This window comes from Colwellia sp. MB02u-14, from assembly GCF_014076915.1.
GTDB lineage: Bacteria > Pseudomonadota > Gammaproteobacteria > Enterobacterales > Alteromonadaceae > Colwellia_A.
Genome location: NZ_JACGUX010000062.1, coordinates 1 through 21,274, shown reverse-complemented (window position 1 = coordinate 21,274; position 21,274 = coordinate 1). Strand labels below are relative to the sequence as shown.

Annotated in this window: 19 protein-coding genes and 1 pseudogene; 13 read left to right on the top strand and 7 right to left on the bottom strand. The window is 36.9% G+C overall.

Going from position 1 to position 21,274, the window contains the following annotated elements; all coding sequences use genetic code 11:
* The first annotated feature begins 994 nt into the window (after positions 1-994).
* The 3 genes from H4J52_RS04930 to H4J52_RS04920 all read left to right on the top strand — a co-directional run bounded on the left by H4J52_RS04930 (position 995) and on the right by H4J52_RS04920 (position 5,596).
* Complete coding sequence (locus H4J52_RS04930) at positions 995-3,283, top strand: TonB-dependent receptor domain-containing protein (protein ID WP_182224305.1); 2,289 nt, start codon at positions 995-997, stop codon at positions 3,281-3,283.
* A 100-nt stretch (positions 3,284-3,383) separates the two neighbouring features.
* On the top strand, positions 3,384-4,544 hold the full coding sequence (locus H4J52_RS04925) for an alkaline phosphatase family protein (RefSeq protein WP_182224304.1): 1,161 nt from the start codon (positions 3,384-3,386) through the stop codon (positions 4,542-4,544).
* Positions 4,544-5,596: an alkaline phosphatase D family protein gene (locus tag H4J52_RS04920; protein ID WP_182223556.1), complete on the top strand. Its 1,053-nt coding sequence runs from the start codon at positions 4,544-4,546 to the stop codon at positions 5,594-5,596. The genes H4J52_RS04925 and H4J52_RS04920 overlap by 1 nt, the downstream gene beginning before the upstream one ends.
* A 268-nt stretch (positions 5,597-5,864) precedes the next feature.
* Here H4J52_RS04920 and H4J52_RS04915 read toward each other — a convergent pair whose 3' ends face one another.
* Together H4J52_RS04915 and H4J52_RS04910 are read right to left on the bottom strand one after the other, a co-directional pair.
* Positions 5,865-6,197 (bottom strand): hypothetical protein, encoded by a 333-nt coding sequence (locus H4J52_RS04915; RefSeq protein WP_259367818.1) that lies wholly within the window; start codon positions 6,195-6,197, stop codon positions 5,865-5,867.
* A gap of 293 nt (positions 6,198-6,490) precedes the next feature.
* On the bottom strand, positions 6,491-6,643 hold the full coding sequence (locus H4J52_RS04910; protein ID WP_182224303.1) for a hypothetical protein: 153 nt from the start codon (positions 6,641-6,643) through the stop codon (positions 6,491-6,493).
* A gap of 83 nt (positions 6,644-6,726) precedes the next feature.
* On the opposite strand from H4J52_RS04910, the gene H4J52_RS04905 reads away from it, so the two are divergent.
* The 4 genes and pseudogenes from H4J52_RS04905 to H4J52_RS04890 all read left to right on the top strand — a co-directional run bounded on the left by H4J52_RS04905 (position 6,727) and on the right by H4J52_RS04890 (position 11,082).
* A complete protein-coding gene (locus H4J52_RS04905; RefSeq protein ID WP_182223553.1) occupies positions 6,727-7,323 on the top strand; it encodes a hypothetical protein in 597 nt (198 codons plus the stop codon).
* A 50-nt stretch (positions 7,324-7,373) separates the two neighbouring features.
* Positions 7,374-7,721, top strand: a complete 348-nt coding sequence (locus H4J52_RS04900; protein WP_182223552.1) for a DUF5329 family protein — start codon at positions 7,374-7,376, stop codon at positions 7,719-7,721.
* A gap of 151 nt (positions 7,722-7,872) precedes the next feature.
* The gene (locus tag H4J52_RS04895) at positions 7,873-9,519 is read left to right on the top strand and encodes an FMN-binding glutamate synthase family protein (protein WP_182223551.1); all 1,647 of its coding nucleotides are present in this window, start codon (positions 7,873-7,875) and stop codon (positions 9,517-9,519) included.
* 307 nt (positions 9,520-9,826) lie between these two features.
* Positions 9,827-11,082 (top strand): annotated as a pseudogene (locus tag H4J52_RS04890) (IS110 family transposase).
* A 590-nt stretch (positions 11,083-11,672) separates the two neighbouring features.
* Here the strand turns inward: H4J52_RS04890 and H4J52_RS04885 are convergent.
* The 3 genes from H4J52_RS04885 to H4J52_RS04875 all read right to left on the bottom strand — a co-directional run bounded on the left by H4J52_RS04885 (position 11,673) and on the right by H4J52_RS04875 (position 15,021).
* The gene (locus H4J52_RS04885; RefSeq protein ID WP_182223550.1) at positions 11,673-12,680 is read right to left on the bottom strand and encodes an FRG domain-containing protein; all 1,008 of its coding nucleotides are present in this window, start codon (positions 12,678-12,680) and stop codon (positions 11,673-11,675) included.
* Between the two features lie 656 nt (positions 12,681-13,336).
* Complete coding sequence (locus H4J52_RS04880) at positions 13,337-14,098, bottom strand: ABC transporter permease (protein ID WP_182180978.1); 762 nt, start codon at positions 14,096-14,098, stop codon at positions 13,337-13,339.
* Complete coding sequence (locus H4J52_RS04875) at positions 14,095-15,021, bottom strand: ABC transporter ATP-binding protein (RefSeq protein ID WP_182180977.1); 927 nt, start codon at positions 15,019-15,021, stop codon at positions 14,095-14,097. Before H4J52_RS04875 ends, H4J52_RS04880 begins: the two co-directional genes overlap by 4 nt.
* Positions 15,022-15,511: 490 nt before the next feature.
* Between H4J52_RS04875 and H4J52_RS04870 the strand changes: the two genes are divergently transcribed.
* The 5 genes from H4J52_RS04870 (at position 15,512) to H4J52_RS04850 (ending at position 18,025) form a co-directional block, all read left to right on the top strand.
* Complete coding sequence (locus H4J52_RS04870; protein WP_182180976.1) at positions 15,512-15,778, top strand: hypothetical protein; 267 nt, start codon at positions 15,512-15,514, stop codon at positions 15,776-15,778.
* A gap of 359 nt (positions 15,779-16,137) precedes the next feature.
* Positions 16,138-16,386, top strand: coding sequence for a hypothetical protein (locus H4J52_RS04865; protein WP_182180975.1), 249 nt, complete (start codon positions 16,138-16,140; stop codon positions 16,384-16,386).
* Between the two features lie 123 nt (positions 16,387-16,509).
* On the top strand, positions 16,510-16,983 hold the full coding sequence (locus tag H4J52_RS04860) for a Dps family protein (protein WP_182180974.1): 474 nt from the start codon (positions 16,510-16,512) through the stop codon (positions 16,981-16,983).
* An 81-nt stretch (positions 16,984-17,064) separates the two neighbouring features.
* Positions 17,065-17,304, top strand: coding sequence for a CDGSH iron-sulfur domain-containing protein (locus H4J52_RS04855; RefSeq protein ID WP_182180973.1), 240 nt, complete (start codon positions 17,065-17,067; stop codon positions 17,302-17,304).
* A gap of 118 nt (positions 17,305-17,422) precedes the next feature.
* Positions 17,423-18,025 carry a MepB family protein gene (locus H4J52_RS04850; RefSeq protein WP_182224302.1) on the top strand — a complete coding sequence of 201 codons (603 nt, stop codon included), beginning with the start codon at positions 17,423-17,425 and terminating at the stop codon, positions 18,023-18,025.
* A 349-nt stretch (positions 18,026-18,374) separates the two neighbouring features.
* Here H4J52_RS04850 and H4J52_RS04845 read toward each other — a convergent pair whose 3' ends face one another.
* Positions 18,375-19,019 carry a DsbA family oxidoreductase gene (locus H4J52_RS04845; protein ID WP_182224301.1) on the bottom strand — a complete coding sequence of 215 codons (645 nt, stop codon included), beginning with the start codon at positions 19,017-19,019 and terminating at the stop codon, positions 18,375-18,377.
* A 145-nt stretch (positions 19,020-19,164) separates the two neighbouring features.
* Positions 19,165-20,163, bottom strand: a complete 999-nt coding sequence (locus H4J52_RS04840) for an NADP-dependent oxidoreductase (protein ID WP_182223547.1) — start codon at positions 20,161-20,163, stop codon at positions 19,165-19,167.
* A 134-nt stretch (positions 20,164-20,297) separates the two neighbouring features.
* Here H4J52_RS04840 and H4J52_RS04835 point away from each other — a divergent pair, with 134 nt between their 5' ends.
* Positions 20,298-21,203: a LysR family transcriptional regulator gene (locus H4J52_RS04835; protein ID WP_182224300.1), complete on the top strand. Its 906-nt coding sequence runs from the start codon at positions 20,298-20,300 to the stop codon at positions 21,201-21,203.
* Positions 21,204-21,274 lie beyond the last annotated feature (71 nt).

The following is a 21,274-nucleotide window of genomic DNA, read 5'->3' as shown; positions in this document are numbered from 1 at the left end:
AAGAGTATATTTAACGCTCGGTCAAAAAGTAAAAATGATTTCATTCAATATACAGATTGAACCGGCGCATTATAATAAAGAATATATTTAACAATATCCTGGAAACGTCAGTACCGAGCCCCCCAAATTTTCGAACTGAGTAACATTATATTAGCGTTGTCTGACAAATTTTATTAAACGAATTATAGGAAGCACTCAATAGAAAAATATTACGCCGATGTTTTAAAGTGGTTTGCCCCTTTTAAAAACCATGAGATTTTTCAGAAGCTCAATCAGGTTGACTGTTATGCTTTTGTTGAAAATGGCCTCGCGTATTTTTTTAAAGGAGACAAAATAGAAAAGTCATCTGTCTATTAAGGATCTCGAGTCGTTGATGCGATTAAAGACCATATAGTATTGTTAGAATATTTTGCCAAAAATAGTGATTGTCAAAAATTTTATAAACAACATCAATATTACCTACAGTTGAGTAATATATTTCAATTAGGTGCTCAACCAAAATATATTGGGTAGTGGTTAGAGTCGCACTTTCCTGCAAGGTATCAACGTTATAAGGTTTTCTTTTCTCCATTAGGTCCTGGCAACAATAGTGCTCGAATGTATGCCAATAATGATTTTAATTAAGTCAGAGTATCGTGAGATATAACATGCCGTTTAAGTGCGAAAAAATTTCACCCAATCGAAATCATTCCTTTTTCTATGGCATCTTATGTCAGCAACCTGACAGTAAAGGCCATACGCAAAATTTATTTTAAAGCATCTAGACAAATACCAATGTGGCAACACATTAAATTTCTCATCAGGTTATTCACGGGCAATATTCATGACATAACAATATGTTACTGAAGACTAACCCGCTTCTTAATGACATTTATATTAATAAAAGTGACATGTTTTCTTAACCTAAACGTCATTACTTTGAACATATGTAGTCATAGTTCAAAGGCATGCTATCGGCATTATAAATACTCAAAAATGTCCTAAAGGGAAAACAATGTCTAACTCTCATAAAAAAAGTTTAATTGCTTTAGCTATATCATCAACATTTGCGTTTAATGTTTTAGCAGAAGAAGTGAAAACCCAAGAAAGTACCATGGAAGAAGTGTCTGTTGTTGCTAAAAAATCATCTCATGCCAACCATGAAATTGACGTGAAAATGGTGCAACAACAGTCGAGCATAACCAGTGTCTTAGCGTTAATGGACAACTTGCCCGGTATCAGCATTAACGAAGGCGATGCTTTTGGTGGTGATGATTGGTCTACTTCCATAACGATGCGTGGCTTTAGTATTGATGGTAATCAACAACAATTAGGCATGACTATTGATGGAATTCCTAATGGTGGCTCTAACTATGGCGGTGGTGCAAAGGCCAACCGTTATCTTGATTCAGAAAACATGGAGACTATACAAGTATCACAAGGTACTTCAGATATTTCTTCGGCCTCATTAGATGCCTTAGGGGGAACATTTAACTTTGTCAGTGCGATGCCCGCTTTTGAAAAAACAACGAAATTTGCCTTAACTAAAGGTGATCATGATGCGACAAGATATTTTGTTCGCCACGACACTGGCCTATTGTTTGACAATACGTACGCCTACGCTAGCTATTCATCAACATCAACCAGTCGTTGGGTTGGCGAAGGTTCAAATGGTGGAATGGCAAGAGAGCATGCTGAATTTAAATTTGTTACCGAATTAGGCCAATTAAATATTACTGGGCGTTTGTCTTACGATGATGCCGATGAAGACAATTATAACTCAGTCAGTAAGACCCAATTTGATCAATCACCTGGCTGGGACCAATTAACGTGGAATTGGACGGGTGTTCCTCATTTTGATCAAATGTTTGCTGAAGGCTGGTCAACCTTGCGTGAAAATACGTTAGGTTATTTAAAATTTGAATACGATATTTCATCAACGATGGGTTTTCAAATCTCACCTTATATGCACAACAATACCGGACGCGGTGATTGGATCCCACCTTATTTAGTGTCTGCAGTTAATGCTCAAGGTGAGCCAACCACAGAAGGTGGTTCTATCGACAGCCAATATGGCTTTACTGATCAACTAGGTAACCCTTTAGCACCTTCGGCTGGGTGTACCGACAATTTAGCTTATCCTTGGGACTCAGGCCCAGAGTTAGCGCCTTCTTGTTACGACCGAAGCGCCGTTCCTGTTATGTCATATCGTCATACTCACTACAAAAAAAGCCGTTTAGGTATGACCGCTAATTTTGATTGGTCAATTGGCATCAATGATATTTCTCTGGGTTTATGGACTGAAACTACAGACCGTGACGAGTCACGTGACTGGCATAAAGTTATAGACGCTCGTGTTTATCATCACTTTGATGAAACGCCTTATTGGACACAATATAGTAATAGTTTTCAAACAGACACCTTAAAGCTCTACGCCCAAGACACGCTAGATTTTGGTGATCTTACGGTTAACCTAGGCATGCAAAAATACTTTGTTGATGTAGAAAAATACGATAACTTTGCAAAAGGTGTTACGGGTGAAGTAAACAGTGACTCTGAAGTTTTATTAAGTACGGGTGTTATTTATAGCGTGAATGACACGACTGAAGTCTTTGCGGGTTACAGTGAAAACTTCTCAGCAATTAAAGATGGTGTTTTAGAGCGAGATTCATCAACACTTAATGAAATTGAGCCTGAAACAGCTGAAAACATTGATGTTGGTGTACGTTATAACAATGAAAACATTGATTTTTCTGCAACTTACTATTCAATCTCATTTGATAACCGCATCACGTTTATCTCTCCAGGTAGCGATACCTCAGGTATTGATTACAGCATAGGTACCAATGGTACTTATCTTAATGTAGGTGGCATCGACTCTACAGGGTTTGAAATAAGTGCCAGTTACCGTTTTAACGAGAATTGGGATATTTATTCGTCGTACACGAACAACGATTCAACATATGTCGGTAATGCCCCTGGGTTTGAATCAGGTAGTAAAGTGATTGATTCGGTTGACGATATGTTTGTTTTATCGACTAACTACACACTTGAAAGTTTTCGATTGGGGCTTTCTGCCAAGTATACCGGTGAACGTGGCGATGCAGATTCCTATACGGTTGTTGACTTTAACGCAGGTTATGGCGCAAGTATTGATAGCAATGTCCTTAAGTCTTTTGACTTAGCATTCGTGGTTAATAATTTAACCGATGAAAGTTTCTTGTCGACAGGGACAGGTAATGGCACTGCTTTCTTTATTGGTGCACCTCGTACAGCATCAATGACCTTAACGGTAAGCTTTTAATCTTAGCGTTGGGTGAATGAGCGTTATATTTAATAAAAACCAAGTAAATTTTATTTACTTGGTTTTATCTATTTTTAACCCCTTTAAATGGGCTACAAAAATGTCTAAACATTTATTTTTTACTTTACTATTTCTCAGCATTTCTTCTTTCGCTGAAACAACGTCCTTAGCGCCGAATACTCCTTTAGTGAAAGACAGCGCTAAAAACTTAATATTAATTACGATAGACGGATTACGCTGGCAAGAACTCTTTGGCGGCGCTGATAAAAAATTACTCAACGATGAAAATTTTGTTCGAGAATCAAACCACATTACTGAAAAATTTTGGCATGAAAAAGAAGAAAAACGTCGTGAACTTCTTATGCCTTTTTTTTGGAATACCATTGTTAAAGAAGGTATTGTTATTGGTAATCGAAAGTTAGGCTCTACGATGTCTGTTGCTAATAACTGGCATTTTTCGTATCCGGGTTACAGTGAAATATTTACAGGTATTACCGATCCAAAGATAAATAGTAATAAAAAGGTGCCTAATCCGCATGTTTCATTTATTGAATGGCTAAATAATAAAGAGTCATATGTTAATAAACTTGCCGCTTTTGGCAGTTGGGATGTTTTTCCGGCAATCTTCAATGTTGAACGTAATAACATGCATATTAATGCTGGGTTTACGCCAGCACACGGGTATCCCTTGTCTGATGAGATGACGTTACTTAATGCCATGCAACAAGAAATCCCTAGCCCTTGGCATAACGTAAGGCTCGATAGTTTTACCTATCGCTTTGCTAAAGATTACTTATTAAGCCAGAAACCAAGAGTGATGACTATTTCGTTTGGCGAGACTGACGATTTTGCCCACGACGGTCAATACGACAGTTATTTGAGTTCTGCTCATCAAACCGATAAATTTATTGAAGATTTATGGCAGACTATTCAAACAACTCCTGAATATAAAAACAAAACGGTTTTATTAATTACTACCGACCATGGGCGTGGCAGTAACGCTGATGATTGGCAACATCATGCGTCTGAAAATGCGGTAAAAGAATACATGAAAAATTTAGAGGCTTTTCCTCAAGGCATTGTTGGCTCAGAAAATATTTGGTTTGCGGCAATAGGAACGGGCATCAAAGCAAAAGGACAAGTGATCACTCAAAATGAGGTTAAGCAAAGTCAAATTGCTGCAACGGCCTTAACGTTATTAGGTGAAAACCCACAAAAATTTAATGCTGATATAGCGTCAGCAATTAAGGACGTATTTTAATGAAAAAAGTTAAGTTAATCGCGTTACTGTTCGTTAGCACTTCGTGCATGGTGCTAACGGCACAAGCAAAAGTAGAAAAAATACTGTTTGGCTCTTGTAGCCACCAAGATAAAAGTATGCCGATTTTAGAGGCAATAAACAAAGAACAAGCCGATTTATTTATTTTCCTTGGTGACAATGTCTATGGCGACACTGAAAATATGCAAGCACTCGCCGATAAATACACACGTTTGGGGAATATACCTGGTATTAAAGCCTTGCGTGCAAGTACAGAAACAATCGCGATATGGGACGACCATGATTACGGTGAAAATGATGCTGGTGCTGAGTATCCTGAAAAGGAAACCTCACGAAAGTTAATGCTAGATTTTTGGCAAGAGCCTAAAGACTCTGACCGTTATTCTCAAAAACATGGTATTTATACTTCCTATATCTATGGCACAGGTCAAGAAAAAGTACATGTTATTTTACCTGATTTACGCTGGAACAGAGCAGCGCTAAACCCCGTATCAATCATTGACTACAAGCTTGAACGCAAACCTAACCATATGGGACCATATTCACCGAGTACAGTTGAAAATGCGTCAATGTTAGGGGAAGAACAATGGCAATGGTTGGAAAGCGAACTTAAAAAACCTGCTGCAATTAAAATTATTGGCTCAAGCTTACAGTTACTGTCTGAATTTACCGGCTGGGAATCATGGGCTAATTTTCCGAGTGACCGAAAGCGACTGTTCGCTTTGATTAAAAAGCATAAGGTTAATGGCGTACTGATTATTAGTGGGGATACACATTGGGGAGAAGTATCCAAAGTTTCTACCGATGTTGATTATCCGCTCTGGGAAGTAACAAGCTCTGGATTAACGCAAGAATGGAAAAACGTTAGCCCGAATAAACATCGCGTCGGTGATTTTACCAACAAAGTAAATTATGGTGAAGTACTTATAGACTGGGCACGTAAAGATCCAACCATTACGCTGCGCTTAAAAAATGTAACAGGTGATGTTTTTACTCAGCACGTTATTAACTTGTCAGATATTAGTACTTATTAATGTATAGCTAAGGGTTGTCCTTGGTTTTATCTTTAGAGAGGGCGTTTTCAGCGACTTCTTTAAAGATAATATTATCAACAACAGATAAAATAAACCAAGATGACTCTTGGTTTAATAGCGCTTCAGTTCATCAGTCAACCGTTAAGGGGTCTTGAAGCGGAGCTTGGTTTATCTGTATTATAACAATATATCAACTATTAACAGGTAAATAACCAGACCAGACGTTCAAATTGTTTGTGCGACTAATTATGGAAGCAGTAGACATCAATTAATGTATTGTACGTGCTTGTTTGTCCCAGATACTTTCTCGCCAATTTGATATGGTTCCGGTCGCTTCGCAGGTGTCACAATGCCACTCAATATTATCAAGCTCAATAGACTTTGCCTTAATCTCACCCTCACAAATAAGTCCACTCGCTCGGGTGTCACATTTGACTTGAACATCGATGAGGGGCTGTTCAATATTTTCAGACACTGACGATACAATTTTTATTAAAAATTTGAAAATCGTTTTAGCTTGTTCAGTCAATGCGAGTACATGACCTTGCTCGTCGAGAAATTGTCTTAAATCTACTTTTAATATCATCAGGTTTTTAATCAAAGGGTGTTATTACGCCTAACATATAGTACTTGAAGCTACGGGTATATCATTTCTAATGTAAATCAGTTTGAAGTTTTGCAAATTATTCGTTCCATATCGCTTAATGGGCTTTAATAAAAGTATAAACGTAACAATAAGAACAAAAAATAGTTGGTTTTTGTCTCTTCATCGCTTATTTTAGTCAGGTATTATTTTTACGTTATCTGGCTTTAAAACCCCAGGAGCAGTTCCGGTATGGATGCCACTATAGATTATTCAACATATACGCTTGATGAACTTTTCGACGAGCATTCCTACCATATTTGTTTATACGCCAGAGATGGAATAATAAATACCAAAGATGACAAACTACCATCCCAATAAAAAGGTGGGATTAATCGCTGATCACTCGGTGGAAGGGCACTTACAACAATATAATAAAACTCACTAAAAAGCGGTTGGCTCATGTCTTTTCTCCATATTAGCCAACTATTTACCGCGTTAAACCTACATTATTATATGATGTAAGTTTCAGATAGAAGTGTTCATAATGAAAAGTAGAAAAATACATAAAATTATAGGTTTGATCTTAGTATTGCCAATGCTAGGTTGGACATTAACTGGATTAATCTTTTTTATAAAACCAGGTTACAGTGAAGCCTACGAACAGCTAAGTTTAAAAACTTATCCGCTTGAGAAGTCATTGCTCGTCTCTGCTCCTGATTGGCAGGAGGCAAAGTTGATTAATACCATTTTAGGGCATCATTTATTAGTAAAAACAAAAGGAAAAGTTGAACATTTAGACCCTGTTTCTCTTTTACCTAAAAAATTTCCCACTCAGTTGCAATACGAAGCGCTTTTAGAGGATGCTTTTTTAAACCATAAAGAACGGTACGGAAAAATAATTAAGATTAATGGTGATCATGCCCTTACAAGTACAGGTGTTGAAATTAAGCTTAATTGGGATCGCTTAACCCTTAATCAAAAAGGTAATGATACTAGGCTTATAAACTTGTTATATAAAATACATTATTTGCAATGGACACCCTTTAATGGTTTTAACCAGTTAGTAGGCATTTTAGGGTTATTTTTACTGTTCACCTTAACGCTCTTTGGTGTGAGAATATATATAACAAGTAGAAAGTAAGATATGTATAAAACCCATGAAGTTATGCTATTGGAGGAAGCCCATTGAATGTGTTTAAATTTATCTTAATTTTGTTATCCATCTATTCATTAAATGTTTTTGCTTCAACCCAAGAAGATGAAATTAATCATCTGCTACGTTTTATAGCATCAACAGATTGCCAGTATGAACGAAATGGCAACCTGTATAATGGCAGAGAAGCCGTTGAACATATAAAAAAGAAATACCAATATTACTCAGATGATATTGAATCTAGTGAAGACTTCATTAAATATTCAGCGACCAAGAGTAAAATTTCAGGCAAATATTATAAAATTCATTGCACTGATAAAGCCGTTGTTAAAAGTAAAAATTGGCTTTTAACGGAGTTAACCGTTTACAGAGAAACACAAAAGTAGTGCTTAGTTTGGAGGGTTTTGTCAGCATCATTGATACCAAATGGCGAAATACCGCATCAGTGGTGATTAATACCGTATTGAACCCATAAATATCATCTCATTGATAAATGGGGTAAATTAGGCATGTTGAAAATATATGAGGATATTTAAAATGACGTTAGCGCAAAAGTTTTACTGGTTAGTTTTGACTGTTGGTAACATCAGTAGCTTTATACTGGTTTACCGTATAGGCGGATGGTTTCCCGATTTTGTTATGTGGCTTACGCTTGCCTATTCGGTAATTGGCGCTTATGACCTTACCCTTAGCAAGCATACCTTAAATAAATTATACCCCGTCATTGCCTATTTTCGTTATTTTTTTGAGTCGATACGCACTGAAATTCAACAGTATTTTATTGCTAATAACACAGAAGAAATGCCCTTTAATCGTGAGCAAAGAGATTTAGTTTATCGACGGGCCAAGTCTGTAACTGACACTATTCCCTTTGGTACTCAGCGAGACTTAATGCAAACTAACTATCAAAGTATATGGCATTCGTTAGCACCCAAAACAATAAAAGAAGCATCTAAGCACGTTATTATTGGTGGAGATCAATGCGGGCAGCCCTATAAAGCTTCAAGACTCAATATATCTGCACTGAGTTATGGGGCATTAAGTGCAGAGGCCATTGAAGCCATGAATATAGGCGCTCAAGCAGGTGGGTTTTACCATAATACGGGAGAAGGTGGCGTTAGCCCTTATCATTTAAAGCACGGTGGTGACTTAGTGTGGCAAATTGGTACGGGTCTTTTTGGCTGTAGAAATGAAGAGGGGAGATTTAATCCTGCTGCTTTTACCAAAACAGCCCAATTACAACAGATTAAGATGATTGAAATTAAGCTTTCGCAAGGTGCTAAACCAGGTCATGGTGGTGTGCTTCCTAAAGCAAAAATAACAGATGAAATCGCACAGATAAGAGGGGTTAGCAAAGATAAAGACTGTGTTTCTCCTGCGATTAACCCAGAATGTAAAACCCCGTTTGAATTACTTTCATTTGTAAATCAACTGAGAGAGTTAAGTGGCGGGAAGCCTATTGGTATTAAACTCTGTGTAGGCAACCCCGCTGAGTTTTTATGTTTGGCGAAAGCGATGATTGAAAGCAACATATACCTTGATTTTATTACTGTTGATGGCGCGGAAGGTGGAACGGGCGCGGCGCCTGTAGAGTTTAGTAATAGACTGGGCATGACTTGTTTAGAGGGTACATACTTTGTCCATCAAGCACTGGTTGGTTTAGGTCTTAGAGAGAAAATAAGTATAATTTCAGCGGGTAAGACAGCGTCGGGTTTTGACATACTGAACAAGGTTGCCTTTGGTGCAGATGCCGTTAACGCCGCCCGAACGTTTATGATGTCTTTAGGGTGTATTCAATCTAGGCAATGCGATACTAATATGTGTCCGACGGGGGTTGCCACTCAAAATAAAAATCGCTCTAAAGCGATAGATGTTGATGTCAAAGCCAAGCGAGTAACCTCATTTCATCATCACACTTTGAATAGCTTTTTTGAGTTACTGGGGAGCATGGGGTTAGATGATGTTAGCCAACTGACTTACAACATGATTAAACGTAGAACACCTAATGGCATGTTAGAATCAAGTACTCATACAGTGCCTGAATTAACAGACCATCAATTGATGCAAGGAAACCTTGATGGAATATGGTTAACTTGGTGGGATCAAGCATCGAGTGATTCTTTTTATGTCAACGATATTGTCCCTTTGGTACCACCCGAATTAGTGGTAAAACAGGTTTGTTAATATACAGCTTTATTTATAAGGTTATATTAGAGTTCTGTTAGCTTGATTTTTTTCTAAGTTGAAATCATGAAAACCCTCAGCATATGTGATTGTGTATAGTGTTTTATATTGGTCTCATATACCACAGTAGGTTTTTAAATGGCTGTAGTTATATTTACTCATTTTAGGAAATAGCGTTTTATTCATAATGTATGAGATTCAGCCTACAACTTAAATGATCACTTTGTGCGCTCATTACTTTGATGATCCCCTTATTGCTTTCGATGAGCTTTAGCATACATGCTGACAATACTAATTGGAGGTTGTTATGACTACGTTTAATGGTAATTATTCTGTTTATGTTGGAATAGATTGGGCTAACGACAAACATGATCTATGCATTCAGCAAGCTAATTCAGATAAACGACAATTTAAGGTAATAAAGCACTCATCGAATACGGTAAATGATTGGATAATCAAGTTGCATAAGCAATATAAGGGGCAGATTGCCATGGCCTTAGAATTATATAAAGGCCCTATTTTTTATGCTCTTCAGAAGTCTAAATTTGTCACTATTCATCTCGTTAATCCTTCGATGTTAGCCCAGTATCGTAAAGCCTTTTCTCCTAGTGGAGCCAAAGACGACCCAACGGACGCTGAGTTAGCACTTGATTTAATGCTGAATTATCCAAAAAAGATTAAAGCCTTGAAGATGGAAAATCAACCTGTTCGAAAACTTGGGTATTTAGTCGAACAATGCCGAAGACTGGTAGGAGATAGAAGGCGATTTAGTAATCGATTAATTAATACGCTCAAGCAATATTACCCAAAATTACTTGATTGGTTTTCACATTGTGGCTTAGGTATGTTTTATGACTTCATCACACCCTGGCCGAACCTACAAAAATTAAAAAGAGCGAAAGTGGACACCATAAAAAGTCTTTTCATGCCTATTCAGGTCGTATTGTAAGTTGCACAGAAAAACGCCTTGTGCTCATTAGTCAAGCAGAACCACTTACCTTAGATAATGCGATTATTGAGTCACACCAACTCTTAGCTGTTGCTCTGGCTAATCAAATGCTAGTGGTCGTCGAGCCAATTAAAGTATTTGATAAAGAAATTAATGCCTTGTTTGAGACATTGCCTGATGCTGAATTTTATAAATCATTACCAGGTACAGGGTCTTATTTGGCACCAAGATTGTTAGTTGCCATAGGTGGACATCCTCGTCGCTTTACTCGTGCGTCAGAAATTCAAATGTATACGGGTATAGCACCTGTGACGGAGCGCAGTGGTCAAAAGTGTTGGGTTCATTGGCGATACCAGTACTCTAAATTCAATCGACAGTCATTTGTTGAATGGGCAGCTAAAAGCGTTCATCAATCTTATTGAGCAGGTCTTTATTATCAACAACAACGGTCAAAAGGTAACACCCCTCAATCATCTGTAAGATCGCTAGCATTTAAGTGAATACGGGTTTTATACCGTTGTTGGAAGACCAAAGAACCATATGATGAGTCAAAGTATTTAAAAGCATTAAGGGATCAAAATTTTCCATTACTTTTTAAAGAAAAAGCTTGCTAAAGGTCTCAGGGCGTAGTGTTAACGTTAACTAGTAGCTAATCTTTAGGTCAGCTGATCGGCTAAAACTGACATGAATTTGTGTACCCATAACAGACATTCGTTAACAAATGATATTACTCCGTTAGTATGCATTATTAATCATTCTTACCATGTTTTATATTAATTAGCCCTTTACAGGGAGTTATATTTTTTACTTTAAATCCTATCAAATGTCAGCTATCGTATCTTTGTTAACATTGGCAAGTGACTATCCGAGATTTCTTCATTTAGCCAATTGCGGACATTAAGCCTTTACAAATTCAGGAGCATATTTAGGGCAATATTAGCCAAAATTTACTGCTCACTTGTAGGGCAAGTTTAAGCTCATACCTGCCTGTGGAATTTTATCTCAGAACGCTAACTTTTGCCACATTAGAGTCTTTAACAACGATACAATTTTTAGGTTGTTTTTAGTCACTATTGGTATGGAAGCAGTCATAAATATTTTAAACACTATGTTCGCAATATGGTCGTCATACAATTTCAAAACAACAATTAGTAATAGTGTAAAAACAACTAGCGTTGAGATTGAAACCACTTATATTTTTATATTAATAACATAATCTTTTTCTCTTTCGCCTTTCTACTTCTTTTTTTACACCGTCTAGATCTGGTTGAATAGTCGTCCAATTAATATTTATGAGATCCAAATATCTTGTTATCTCTCTTTCACCACAGTGTGAAAGTGTAAAGAGCATTGGTTTACCAATCCTTTCATCCACTATTTGTCTTTGATTATCAGACAAGTCAGATAACAAATATTGGTCAAGAGTCTTAATTTTATCATCAACATACAAGTTTGGTTCCGCACCTCTCTTTTCGATGTAATTTATAAATAGCCCCTTTTGAGCGACCATATTTCTATTTTGAAAACCATTAACAAATATCCGTTCAACAAATTTTTTTTCATTAACGACTTCAATTAACTTCTCTGGAATAACCCATATCCCAATATTTCCTTTGCTTTTAGAACCTGTTTCTATACCTTCCGTTGCAAAAAATAATGCAACTAAAGGATTTAAAGTAAAATCAAGTAAGCGTGTGGGCACTCCATAGTGTTGTGCTAGAGCTAAATCTTTAAGCATTTTTCCATGTGCGTAATCACCAAATTTAGCAGAGCTATATCCCTTTTTTTCATCAGATAATTGGTTTATATATTCAAAGGATTCTGGTTCTATGTGAAGACCTATCGCATTCATTCCTTCAATGAAACTGATAAAACCATCTGATTCTATTCCCACATAGTTACCTTGCCCAGCTTTATGTGCACTGATGCTATTAGCACTTAAATCCCTAAAAGCACTTGGTAACAATTTGTATCTTTTTTTCTCGTGACCTCTAAAAAGTAGTGGAGGAATATTCTTCTGGTTATTAGTTTCGAACAGTTCAGAGCGGTTGGTGTCTAGAGCATTCATGAACCCCTCCCAATCTTTACCAAAATTATATTCAAAGTGAGTATCGAACTTTTTTGGTCTAACCCCAATAATTTTTTTTCCGTTTGGGTTAATCTCAGCAATGGATCTTAATTTCTGTTCTAAAGATGCTTCTTCATCGTTCATACTAAATTCCTTTTACTACACATCAGCTAGATAGAGTAATGCTCCACCTTTTGACCAACAAGGTTATATTGAAATGGTACTTAATCACATAATTAATCAACTATTTTTAAAAACTCTTGGGAAATCACTCTACATATCTAGCATCGGGACTTTTAAGCCAATAATTAACAATGTAACTCTAACCAAAAGGGCAGTTATTGAGTCAATTAAGGGCGTTAATATTAACGAGTTGCTAGAGTCAGCAATGCGCACATTTTTGACATAGAAGGTGAACGCTGAATGACTGCTATGGTGGCTTTGTTGTCTATCAAGATGAAGGTAGCTCAACGTCTAATAAACACTAAAAATAGCTCGAAAACCCATTGGTGTTAATGTCCGGTTTCGTATCAAACTGAACACAAAACAGGGATATTTTGACCAGTGAATTAGGTCAGGTTTCTGGCAAAAGTGACCATTAAGAACCAATTTCATTTGCTGATTTATAATCTCACACATATAGGCAAATGTAGAATATGGATAAGTGTGGTTTTCGTTAATAGTGGTCAACTACCTTTGACCACTATCATAAATATAAATGTTGTTACTGAGCTGTCGATATTTATTGAATACTAAGAACGGGTGACAATTAACCTTTAATGATATTTAAGTTAATTATATTATCTCTTTATCTGATAACCACTCTTAAATATCCAAGTGACCGCGAGTAAACAAAAAGCTAAAAAACCACTCATTACAAAAAAACTTGTCACTAAACTTACGTCAGCGACTTCATAAAAACTCCACCTGAAGCCACTAATCAAATAAAATACGGGGTTAAATTGGGTCACCGTTTGCCAGAACGGTGGCAACATACTAACAGAATAAAAAGTGCCTCCTAAGAAAACAAGTGGGGTAATAACTATAAGCGGGATCACTTGGAGTTTTTCAAAATTGTCAGCCCATATGCCAATAATAAAACCAAATAAACTAAAGGTGATGGCTGTCATGACTAAAAAAAACAACATCCAAAAAGGATGCGCTATTTCAAGCGGGACAAAGAAATGTGCGGTTGCCAAAATAATTAACGCTAATATAATCGATTTAGTCGCAGCGGCCCCCACATACCCTAATAACACTTCAAAAGACGAGACTGGAGCCGATAGTAATTCATAAATAGTGCCGGTAAATTTAGGAAAATAAATACCAAACGACGCATTAGAAATACTTTGTGTTAATAGCGATAACATTATTAACCCAGGTACAATAAAAGCACCGTAGCTAACACCGTCTATTTCAGTGATACGAGACCCAATTGCAGAGCCAAAAACAACAAAATAAAGTGAGGTTGAAATGACCGGAGAAATAATACTTTGAAAAATAGTGCGTTTAGTACGAGCCATTTCAAATTTGTAAATAGCCGCTACAGCGTAACGATTCATGTTGATTCCTTTACTAACGAGACAAATATATCTTCCAACGAGCTTTGGTCTGTTTTAATATCTTTAAACCCAATGGACGCGGCAGATAAGTGCTGAAGTAACGCAGAAATGCCAGTGTGCTCTTTGGTTGTGTCATAACTATAAATTAATTGCATTCCCTCATTTTGAATCTGTAAATTAAAATCAGCCAAATCCGAAGGTATGTCAGTTAAGGGGTCTTTTAAATCAAGGATCAATTGCTTTTTACCTAACTGATTCATTAACGCTACTTTATCTTCAACTAAAATAAGTTGACCATTTTTAATTACGCCAATACGGTCTGCTATTTCTTCTGCTTCTTCAATGTAATGGGTAGTTAAAATAATAGTCACGCCATCGTTACGTAGTTGCCGTACCAATTCCCACATGTCTTTGCGCAGTTCTACATCAACACCAGCGGTGGGTTCATCTAAAAATAAAATAGCAGGTTCATGAGACAGTGCTTTAGCAATCATCACACGGCGTTTCATGCCACCAGATAATTCTATCATTTTACTGTCTTTTTTATCCCAAAGTGACAATGACCTCAGTGTTTTCTCAATAAACGCTGGATTTGGTTTTTTGCCAAATAAGCCTCGACTAAATGAAACTGTCGTCCAAACTGTTTCAAAGGCATCAGTGGTTAACTCTTGTGGAACTAAGCCTATAAGTCTGCGAGTGTGCCGATAATCAGAGACAATATCTTTACCTGCAACGGTAATTTGTCCTGATGTTGCATTAACAATGCCGCAAATAGCGCTAATGAGTGTCGTTTTACCTGCGCCATTAGGGCCTAGTAAGGCAAAAACTTCAGCAGGTTTTATGGCTAAGTTAATATTATCAAGTGCTTTAAAACCACTGGCATAAACCTTATTAACATCTGTAATTTGAATAATGGGGTGCAAGGTATTTTTCCATCAATATTTGAATAGTACTAAGGTATACGAGATGCCCTATTGATGGCTAGGGAAATCATTGAATTAACGGTTAAATCTTTCTACGTCTTAGGTAATGGAGACGTTTTTTTACTAAAATAAAATGAATTTACATAATTTTTTATTTCTATGAATGAATGAATCCAGCCAGCACAGTGTTGTGAAATAATGCAAGCCCAACCTATATTAATTTTAACACTTTAAAAATATTGATATTTTTTACTATAGATAATAATGTAATATGAAGAGTTATGGTCACTGTTAGACGGGGAGGGTTATTAACTAAGGTAAATAGTTTCTAATTTATAAGTGAGCGCACATACAGGATATTCATGTGGTTAAATGGCGTTGATCATTCAAAAACACACCGAAATTTTGCCCATTTTTTAACACTGATTAGCATCTTACTGTAGTCTACAACCACTTGCTTCTTAAAGAGGCGTTAAGTTTTTAGGGAAATATGAAAAAAAATTCTATTCCACTTTTTATTGGTGTACTTGTTAGTTTTATGGCCATTTGGTTAGTTAATGATTATCTCTTAGTAGACCAATGCCTAGATAATGGTGGTAGTTTTAATTACAGTAAAGGCTTGTGCTTACTGGCTAATGGTGAAATTAAAACATCAGCGCTAGGGAAGTATTTAATTGCTATATATTTTTTTATGGGAATATTGATTTCGTTATTTGTTTCATTTTCTATTCGAAAAATATTTAAAATAGCGCAATAAAAGCTTAAGGGGTTACCCAAACGTGTGCTTGAAAATGTAGGTGTATCTCATCACAGCGATAGGTTATTAATGATGTGTCTGAGTATGGTCATGATCGTTAGTCCGACTTATTGGTTAAATAAAATAATAGGCTTTAGTAAAAATATTACTTTCATTGGTTGATGTTATTAGCCGGATAATCATCGGACTTTTTAATGAGTCGACACTGTATTCACTCTTTTCTCTACTTATATCACTACTATTGGTGTAAACAGCCATCAATGATACATTGAAGCACCTAATCGTTGGCTGTTTAACTCTTTACTTCTTTTAGCCAACAATTTTATCGTTTAATGTGGCGTTATATCGCAAGGCAAGCTATGTTTCGTTATCACCAGACTAAAAGTGCACAAACATGCAAATGCATGAAGTGTGGTTTGGAATATAAAAAGAGTGATTTACATTGCCCTTATTGTGTCGGCAAGTCGAATGCTCAAATTATTACCTATATTCATATTCCTTATTCAGAGCAACTTAAAAACACATCATGTCTTGGTCGGCAATTTATTTATTTAGCCATTATTATTGCTTGCCTGTTATTCGTTAATTTAGGCTTATCAGTAATATAAAAAGCAGTTTAAGAGGAGGAATTAACCCATGGCTATTTTTACTGCATTCCACATTCAAGTAACAATTTTTAGCCTCTAGCGGGGCATTATAATTTATTACCATTCTAAACAAGAGGAAATAAAATGACAGATATAGATATTGGCATAAATAAAGTAGATAGAACTGAAATATCAGACGGTTTGAAGCGTCTTTTAGCTGACTCTTACACGCTATATTTACAAACACATAATTTTCACTGGAATGTTACAGGGTTACAGTTTCGTGAATTACACTTAATGTTTGAGGAACATTACACTGAGTTGGCGATTGCTGTTGACGATATTGCTGAACGTATTAGAACACTTGATGTTCCAGCACCAGGGACTTATAAAGAGTTTTCAAAACTGAGCTCTATAAAAGAGGTTGACGGTGTTCCAAGTTCAGCAGAAATGGTTACGTTGCTCACCAAAGGCCATGAACAAGTTATTAAGACGTCTCGTGAAGTGTTAAAAATTGCACAAAATGCTGACGATGAATCAACCGCTTCACTCGTATCAGATCGTATGCGTATACATGAGAAAACAGCTTGGATGTTGAGAGCGACTACAAAGTCATAATCGATTATTCAAACTGACACTAAAAATAAGCTAACGTCACTTAATATGGCGTTATTTTATCCCCCTTTATGGAGAATTATTATGTCTACACCCGTACGTGCATCTGATACACCTTTTGCAGTTGACGTTGAAGAAGGTAAAAAATACGCTTGGTGTTCTTGTGGTCAAAGCGAGAAACAACCTTTTTGTGATGGTTCTCACAAAGGATCTGAATTCTCACCCGTAAGGTTTACCGCGACCGAGTCTAAAAAAGTGTTCTTTTGTGGCTGTAAGTTAACAGCATCACAACCACTGTGTGATGGTAGCCATAAACAAGCATAATTAGGTATTAACGTGGGTGAAAAGGTTGAGCGGCTCATTTTCAATTTTTATTACCCGCATCTATGCCTGCTAGTGTATATCGATACGATACTTGATAAATCTAAATTGAGACGTGTTTTTGGCCAATAAAAATTATCGTGATGAATTCGAGTCTCTTGTAGTGAAGGGACTCATTCCTGCGAGCTATAAAATAACGAAAGGTGTAACGTTAGACCCACTCTCTGAAAGCTCAAAATATGCAGGGTTAGTTTTTTCTATAGATGAAAAAAAAATTGTTTATCGTAAAGGGAAGGTTACTACCGATAGGCCAGGTGCATTTCTCGCCATTTGGCAACGCCCATTTGTTGACTCTCTCAATGATAATAACCCTATCCCATTAACGTCGAATGATCTTGATTACTTATTTGTGCAAGTCACGAGTCAACCAAGCGTTAAAGCTATAGAAAGATCGGTAAAGAGTACTCAGCATGGAATGTTTATTTTTCCCATTGCTCTATTGCTTGAAAAAGGCATTGTTTCTTCCACAAAAAATAAGGGTAAAACCGGATTGCGAGTATTTCCTCCGTGGAGTCAAAATAGAGGTGAAATTGGCACAAAAGTATTTTCTGAATCGGGTAAAAAAACACAACGTTGGCAATTGCCATATTTTGTAGATATTGATAAAAATGGTTTAATTAAACCTGACCAATTAGATAAAATTCTCTGCCATAAAAACTTCTAACCTAGAATATTTGACAGGCGAGGGTATATTTGATGATAAAGCATAAGTGGCAACCAACACTGAATATTTTATATCGAAAAAAGGTTTTTTATTAAAAAATCGACTGTCGAATTTAGAAGACTAACGAAGCGTTTTAGGCCTCTTTTGTTGTCTTCCTTTAACACTTAAGCGTATTTGCTTTATTTTACGTTCACTGTTCGCTGCAATGATAGCGAGCAGCTTAGACAAAACAGGATCGTGTCTTGAGGTTCAACCAGCCAATGAGCAGGTTGAACATGATGTTTAATTTGTTTACCAAAACCAATAAATCCCTAAAAACACTCCAGTTAACACACAAGATAAAAAGATTTTATGATTCCTGAGCTATTTGTTTTAATGCCTGGATAAAAGTGGCCTTGGTTTGCCCTCCAGAGATAGAATACTTATGATTAAAAATGAACGTAGGTACCGAGTTGATCCCTTTGTCTATGCTTATTTTTTGCTCTGCTCGTACTTGTTCAGCATAAGCCTCTGAGTTGAGTACTTCTTTCGCTGCAATAACATCGAGACCGAGATCACGGACTATTCTTATTAAATTTTCATGCTCATTTAAGGGGGTGTTTTGGGTGAAATGCTCAGTAAAAAATGCCATTTGCAATTCATGCTGCTTACCCTGATTTTTAGCCCACGCTAATAATCGATGTAAATCAAAACTGTTGATCATGCGCATTTGCTGTGAAAAGTTAACGTCAAAATTAACCTCTTTGCCGCGCTGAGTGATCATCTCTGTGTTTTGTGCACTTTGTTGTTCAGTAATGCCATATTTTTCAATCAAATGTTCTTTAATGTCTTGGCCTTCAATGGGCATTGTTGGATTGAGTTCAAAAGGAAGCCAGTTGACTGTTACTTCTAGATCAAATTCAAGCGCGTTGAGTGCTGACTCAAGGCCTTTGTATCCGACAATACACCAAGGGCACATTACATCTGAAACGATATCAATGTGTAATTTATTCATGTGAGTTCCCATTAAATAAGTCATTAACGATTAGACGTTTACACCATTATCTACGTCTAATAAAACAAGTTTATAATCGATGTGGTACTGACAAATAATGAATATAAGGCTTAGGGTAAAGTAAGCACCAAAAGCCTTATAATTATTATAGTTTTACAATCAACTTACCTTTATTTTCGCCTTTAAAAAATAAGTTTAAACCATCTATAGCTGATTCTAGTCCTTCTAATACATGTGTTCTGTGTTTTATTTTACCGGCCATAACGTAAGGCGTCAGTTTTTCAAGTAATGCAGGGACCTCATGAAAATGATCTGGCATAGTGAAACCTTGAATGTTGAGACGACGTTTAATGACATTTATCCAGCTTGGGCCAGGGGTTGCCACTTGTTTGTTGTAATCAGCTATAAGTCCACATACGATTACGCGACCATGTGCGTTCATACGTTCAAAAATTAAATGTTGAATCGGTCCACCTGTATTTTCAAAATACAAATCGATACCATCAACGGCGTGTTTAGCTAGTTGAGCATCTAAATCGTCACTCTTGTAATTAATCGCCGCATCAAAACCTAATTCATTGACAATCCAATCAGCTTTTTCTTCACTCCCGACAACACCAATGACCTTTAAACCATCTGCTTTAGCTAATTGACCTACAATCGAGCCAACCGAACCTGCGGCACCTGTAACAATAATTGTTTCGCCTTTCTTAGGCTTACCTACGTTAAATAAGCCTTGTGTTGCGGTTAATCCAGGTAAAGCGAAAACCGATAACACGGCTTCATCGGGTAATGGAGCCGTTACTTTATTGAGACCCTGTCCGTTGCTCAGAAAATATTCTTGCCAACCCATCATACCCATTACACGGTCACCCACACTAAAATCAGGGTGGTTACTTTCAACAATTTCTCCGATACCCGAACTACGCATGACATCACCTAAAGCTACCGGTGGAATATAGCTGGATGTATCAGGGCTCATCCAGCCGAACATGGCTGGGTCAAGTGACATATAATTTTGTTTAACTAAAAACTCACCTGTGCCTAACGTTGGCATATCTTTTTGGACAACGTCAAATAGTTCGGCATTAATGGGTCCGCCAGTTGGGCGTTTAATAAGATTGATCGCAGTATATGTTTTCATGCGTTTTCTTCCTGTCGGTAATATTTGTTGGTGGTTATTAAGTAGGGTTATTATTCCTCTATTTTACGATAAGATATAGGGGCTAATTAACCAATGTTTATTGTCATAAAGACAATAGTGGCAGAAGAGGGTATATGGATCAGTTAAGAGCACTAAAATATTTTGTAAAGGTGGTTGAGAATGGTAGCTTTAGTAAAGCCGCTGAGCTTTTTTCAGTGCCCCCTTCGTCACTCTCACGCAGAATAGCTGATTTAGAGCAGAGTTTGGGTGCGACACTTTTAAAACGTACCACAAGGTCTGTAAGTTTAACCGAAATCGGACAAACCTATTATCAGCAGGTTAGCGAAGTACTGTCTTTATTAGCCTACAGTGATGAAACCGTGAAAAACTATCAGTCTACGCCGATGGGGGTGCTCAATATTAGTTCGATGGTGGGTTTTGGAGAACGAATACTATTACCACTGTTAGACGAATTTAGTGAGCTGTATCCGAAAATAACATTAAATGTAAGCCTCAGTGATGATCTGTCAACATTGGGTCGCGATCAAGTTGATTTGGCTATTCGCGGTGGTTATGCACCTGACGAACGCGTTATAGCGATAAAATTAATGGAGAATAACTTTATTGCTGTCGCGGCACCTCGCTATTTAGAGAAATTTGGGGTGCCTGTTAATGCCTTAGCCTTAAAACAGCATAAAGGGCTTTACTTTAAAACGCCTAATGGACCTACACCTTGGCTTTGCGAAATAGATAATCAATGGCAAGATGTTTCAGCCGAGCAGGTGTTAATTAGTAATAATGGTAAGTGGTTAGTCAACAAGGCTATCGAGGGTTTAGGCATCTTAATGATGCCACGTTGGGCATTAAAACCTTATATTGCCTCGGGTGAACTCACCGAACTGACTATAAAACCAAGTATTGATATAACACAACAGGCAAATCTTGGCGTTTTTTTATTGTATCAAAAGCAGCGCTACCAAATACCTAAAATAAAAGCTGCCGTTGATTTCTTAGTGGAAAGGGTGAGTGGGGTTTATTAAATCAACACAAAATTAAAAATGAGTAGCTCTTTGCCCTTATGAATAAGAGCTACTCATTTTTAATTTTGTGT

Coding starts and splice junctions, on each gene's coding strand:
- H4J52_RS04930 (WP_182224305.1), top strand. CDS start 995: ATGTCTAACTCTCATAAAAAAAGTTTAATTGCTTTAGCTATATCATCA.
- H4J52_RS04925 (WP_182224304.1), top strand. CDS start 3,384: ATGTCTAAACATTTATTTTTTACTTTACTATTTCTCAGCATTTCTTCT.
- H4J52_RS04920 (WP_182223556.1), top strand. CDS start 4,544: ATGAAAAAAGTTAAGTTAATCGCGTTACTGTTCGTTAGCACTTCGTGC.
- H4J52_RS04910 (WP_182224303.1), bottom strand. CDS start 6,643: ATGAGCCAACCGCTTTTTAGTGAGTTTTATTATATTGTTGTAAGTGCC.
- H4J52_RS04905 (WP_182223553.1), top strand. CDS start 6,727: ATGAAAAGTAGAAAAATACATAAAATTATAGGTTTGATCTTAGTATTG.
- H4J52_RS04895 (WP_182223551.1), top strand. CDS start 7,873: ATGACGTTAGCGCAAAAGTTTTACTGGTTAGTTTTGACTGTTGGTAAC.
- H4J52_RS04885 (WP_182223550.1), bottom strand. CDS start 12,680: ATGAACGATGAAGAAGCATCTTTAGAACAGAAATTAAGATCCATTGCT.
- H4J52_RS04880 (WP_182180978.1), bottom strand. CDS start 14,098: ATGAATCGTTACGCTGTAGCGGCTATTTACAAATTTGAAATGGCTCGT.
- H4J52_RS04870 (WP_182180976.1), top strand. CDS start 15,512: ATGAAAAAAAATTCTATTCCACTTTTTATTGGTGTACTTGTTAGTTTT.
- H4J52_RS04865 (WP_182180975.1), top strand. CDS start 16,138: ATGTTTCGTTATCACCAGACTAAAAGTGCACAAACATGCAAATGCATG.
- H4J52_RS04860 (WP_182180974.1), top strand. CDS start 16,510: ATGACAGATATAGATATTGGCATAAATAAAGTAGATAGAACTGAAATA.
- H4J52_RS04855 (WP_182180973.1), top strand. CDS start 17,065: ATGTCTACACCCGTACGTGCATCTGATACACCTTTTGCAGTTGACGTT.
- H4J52_RS04845 (WP_182224301.1), bottom strand. CDS start 19,019: ATGAATAAATTACACATTGATATCGTTTCAGATGTAATGTGCCCTTGG.
- H4J52_RS04840 (WP_182223547.1), bottom strand. CDS start 20,163: ATGAAAACATATACTGCGATCAATCTTATTAAACGCCCAACTGGCGGA.
- H4J52_RS04835 (WP_182224300.1), top strand. CDS start 20,298: ATGGATCAGTTAAGAGCACTAAAATATTTTGTAAAGGTGGTTGAGAAT.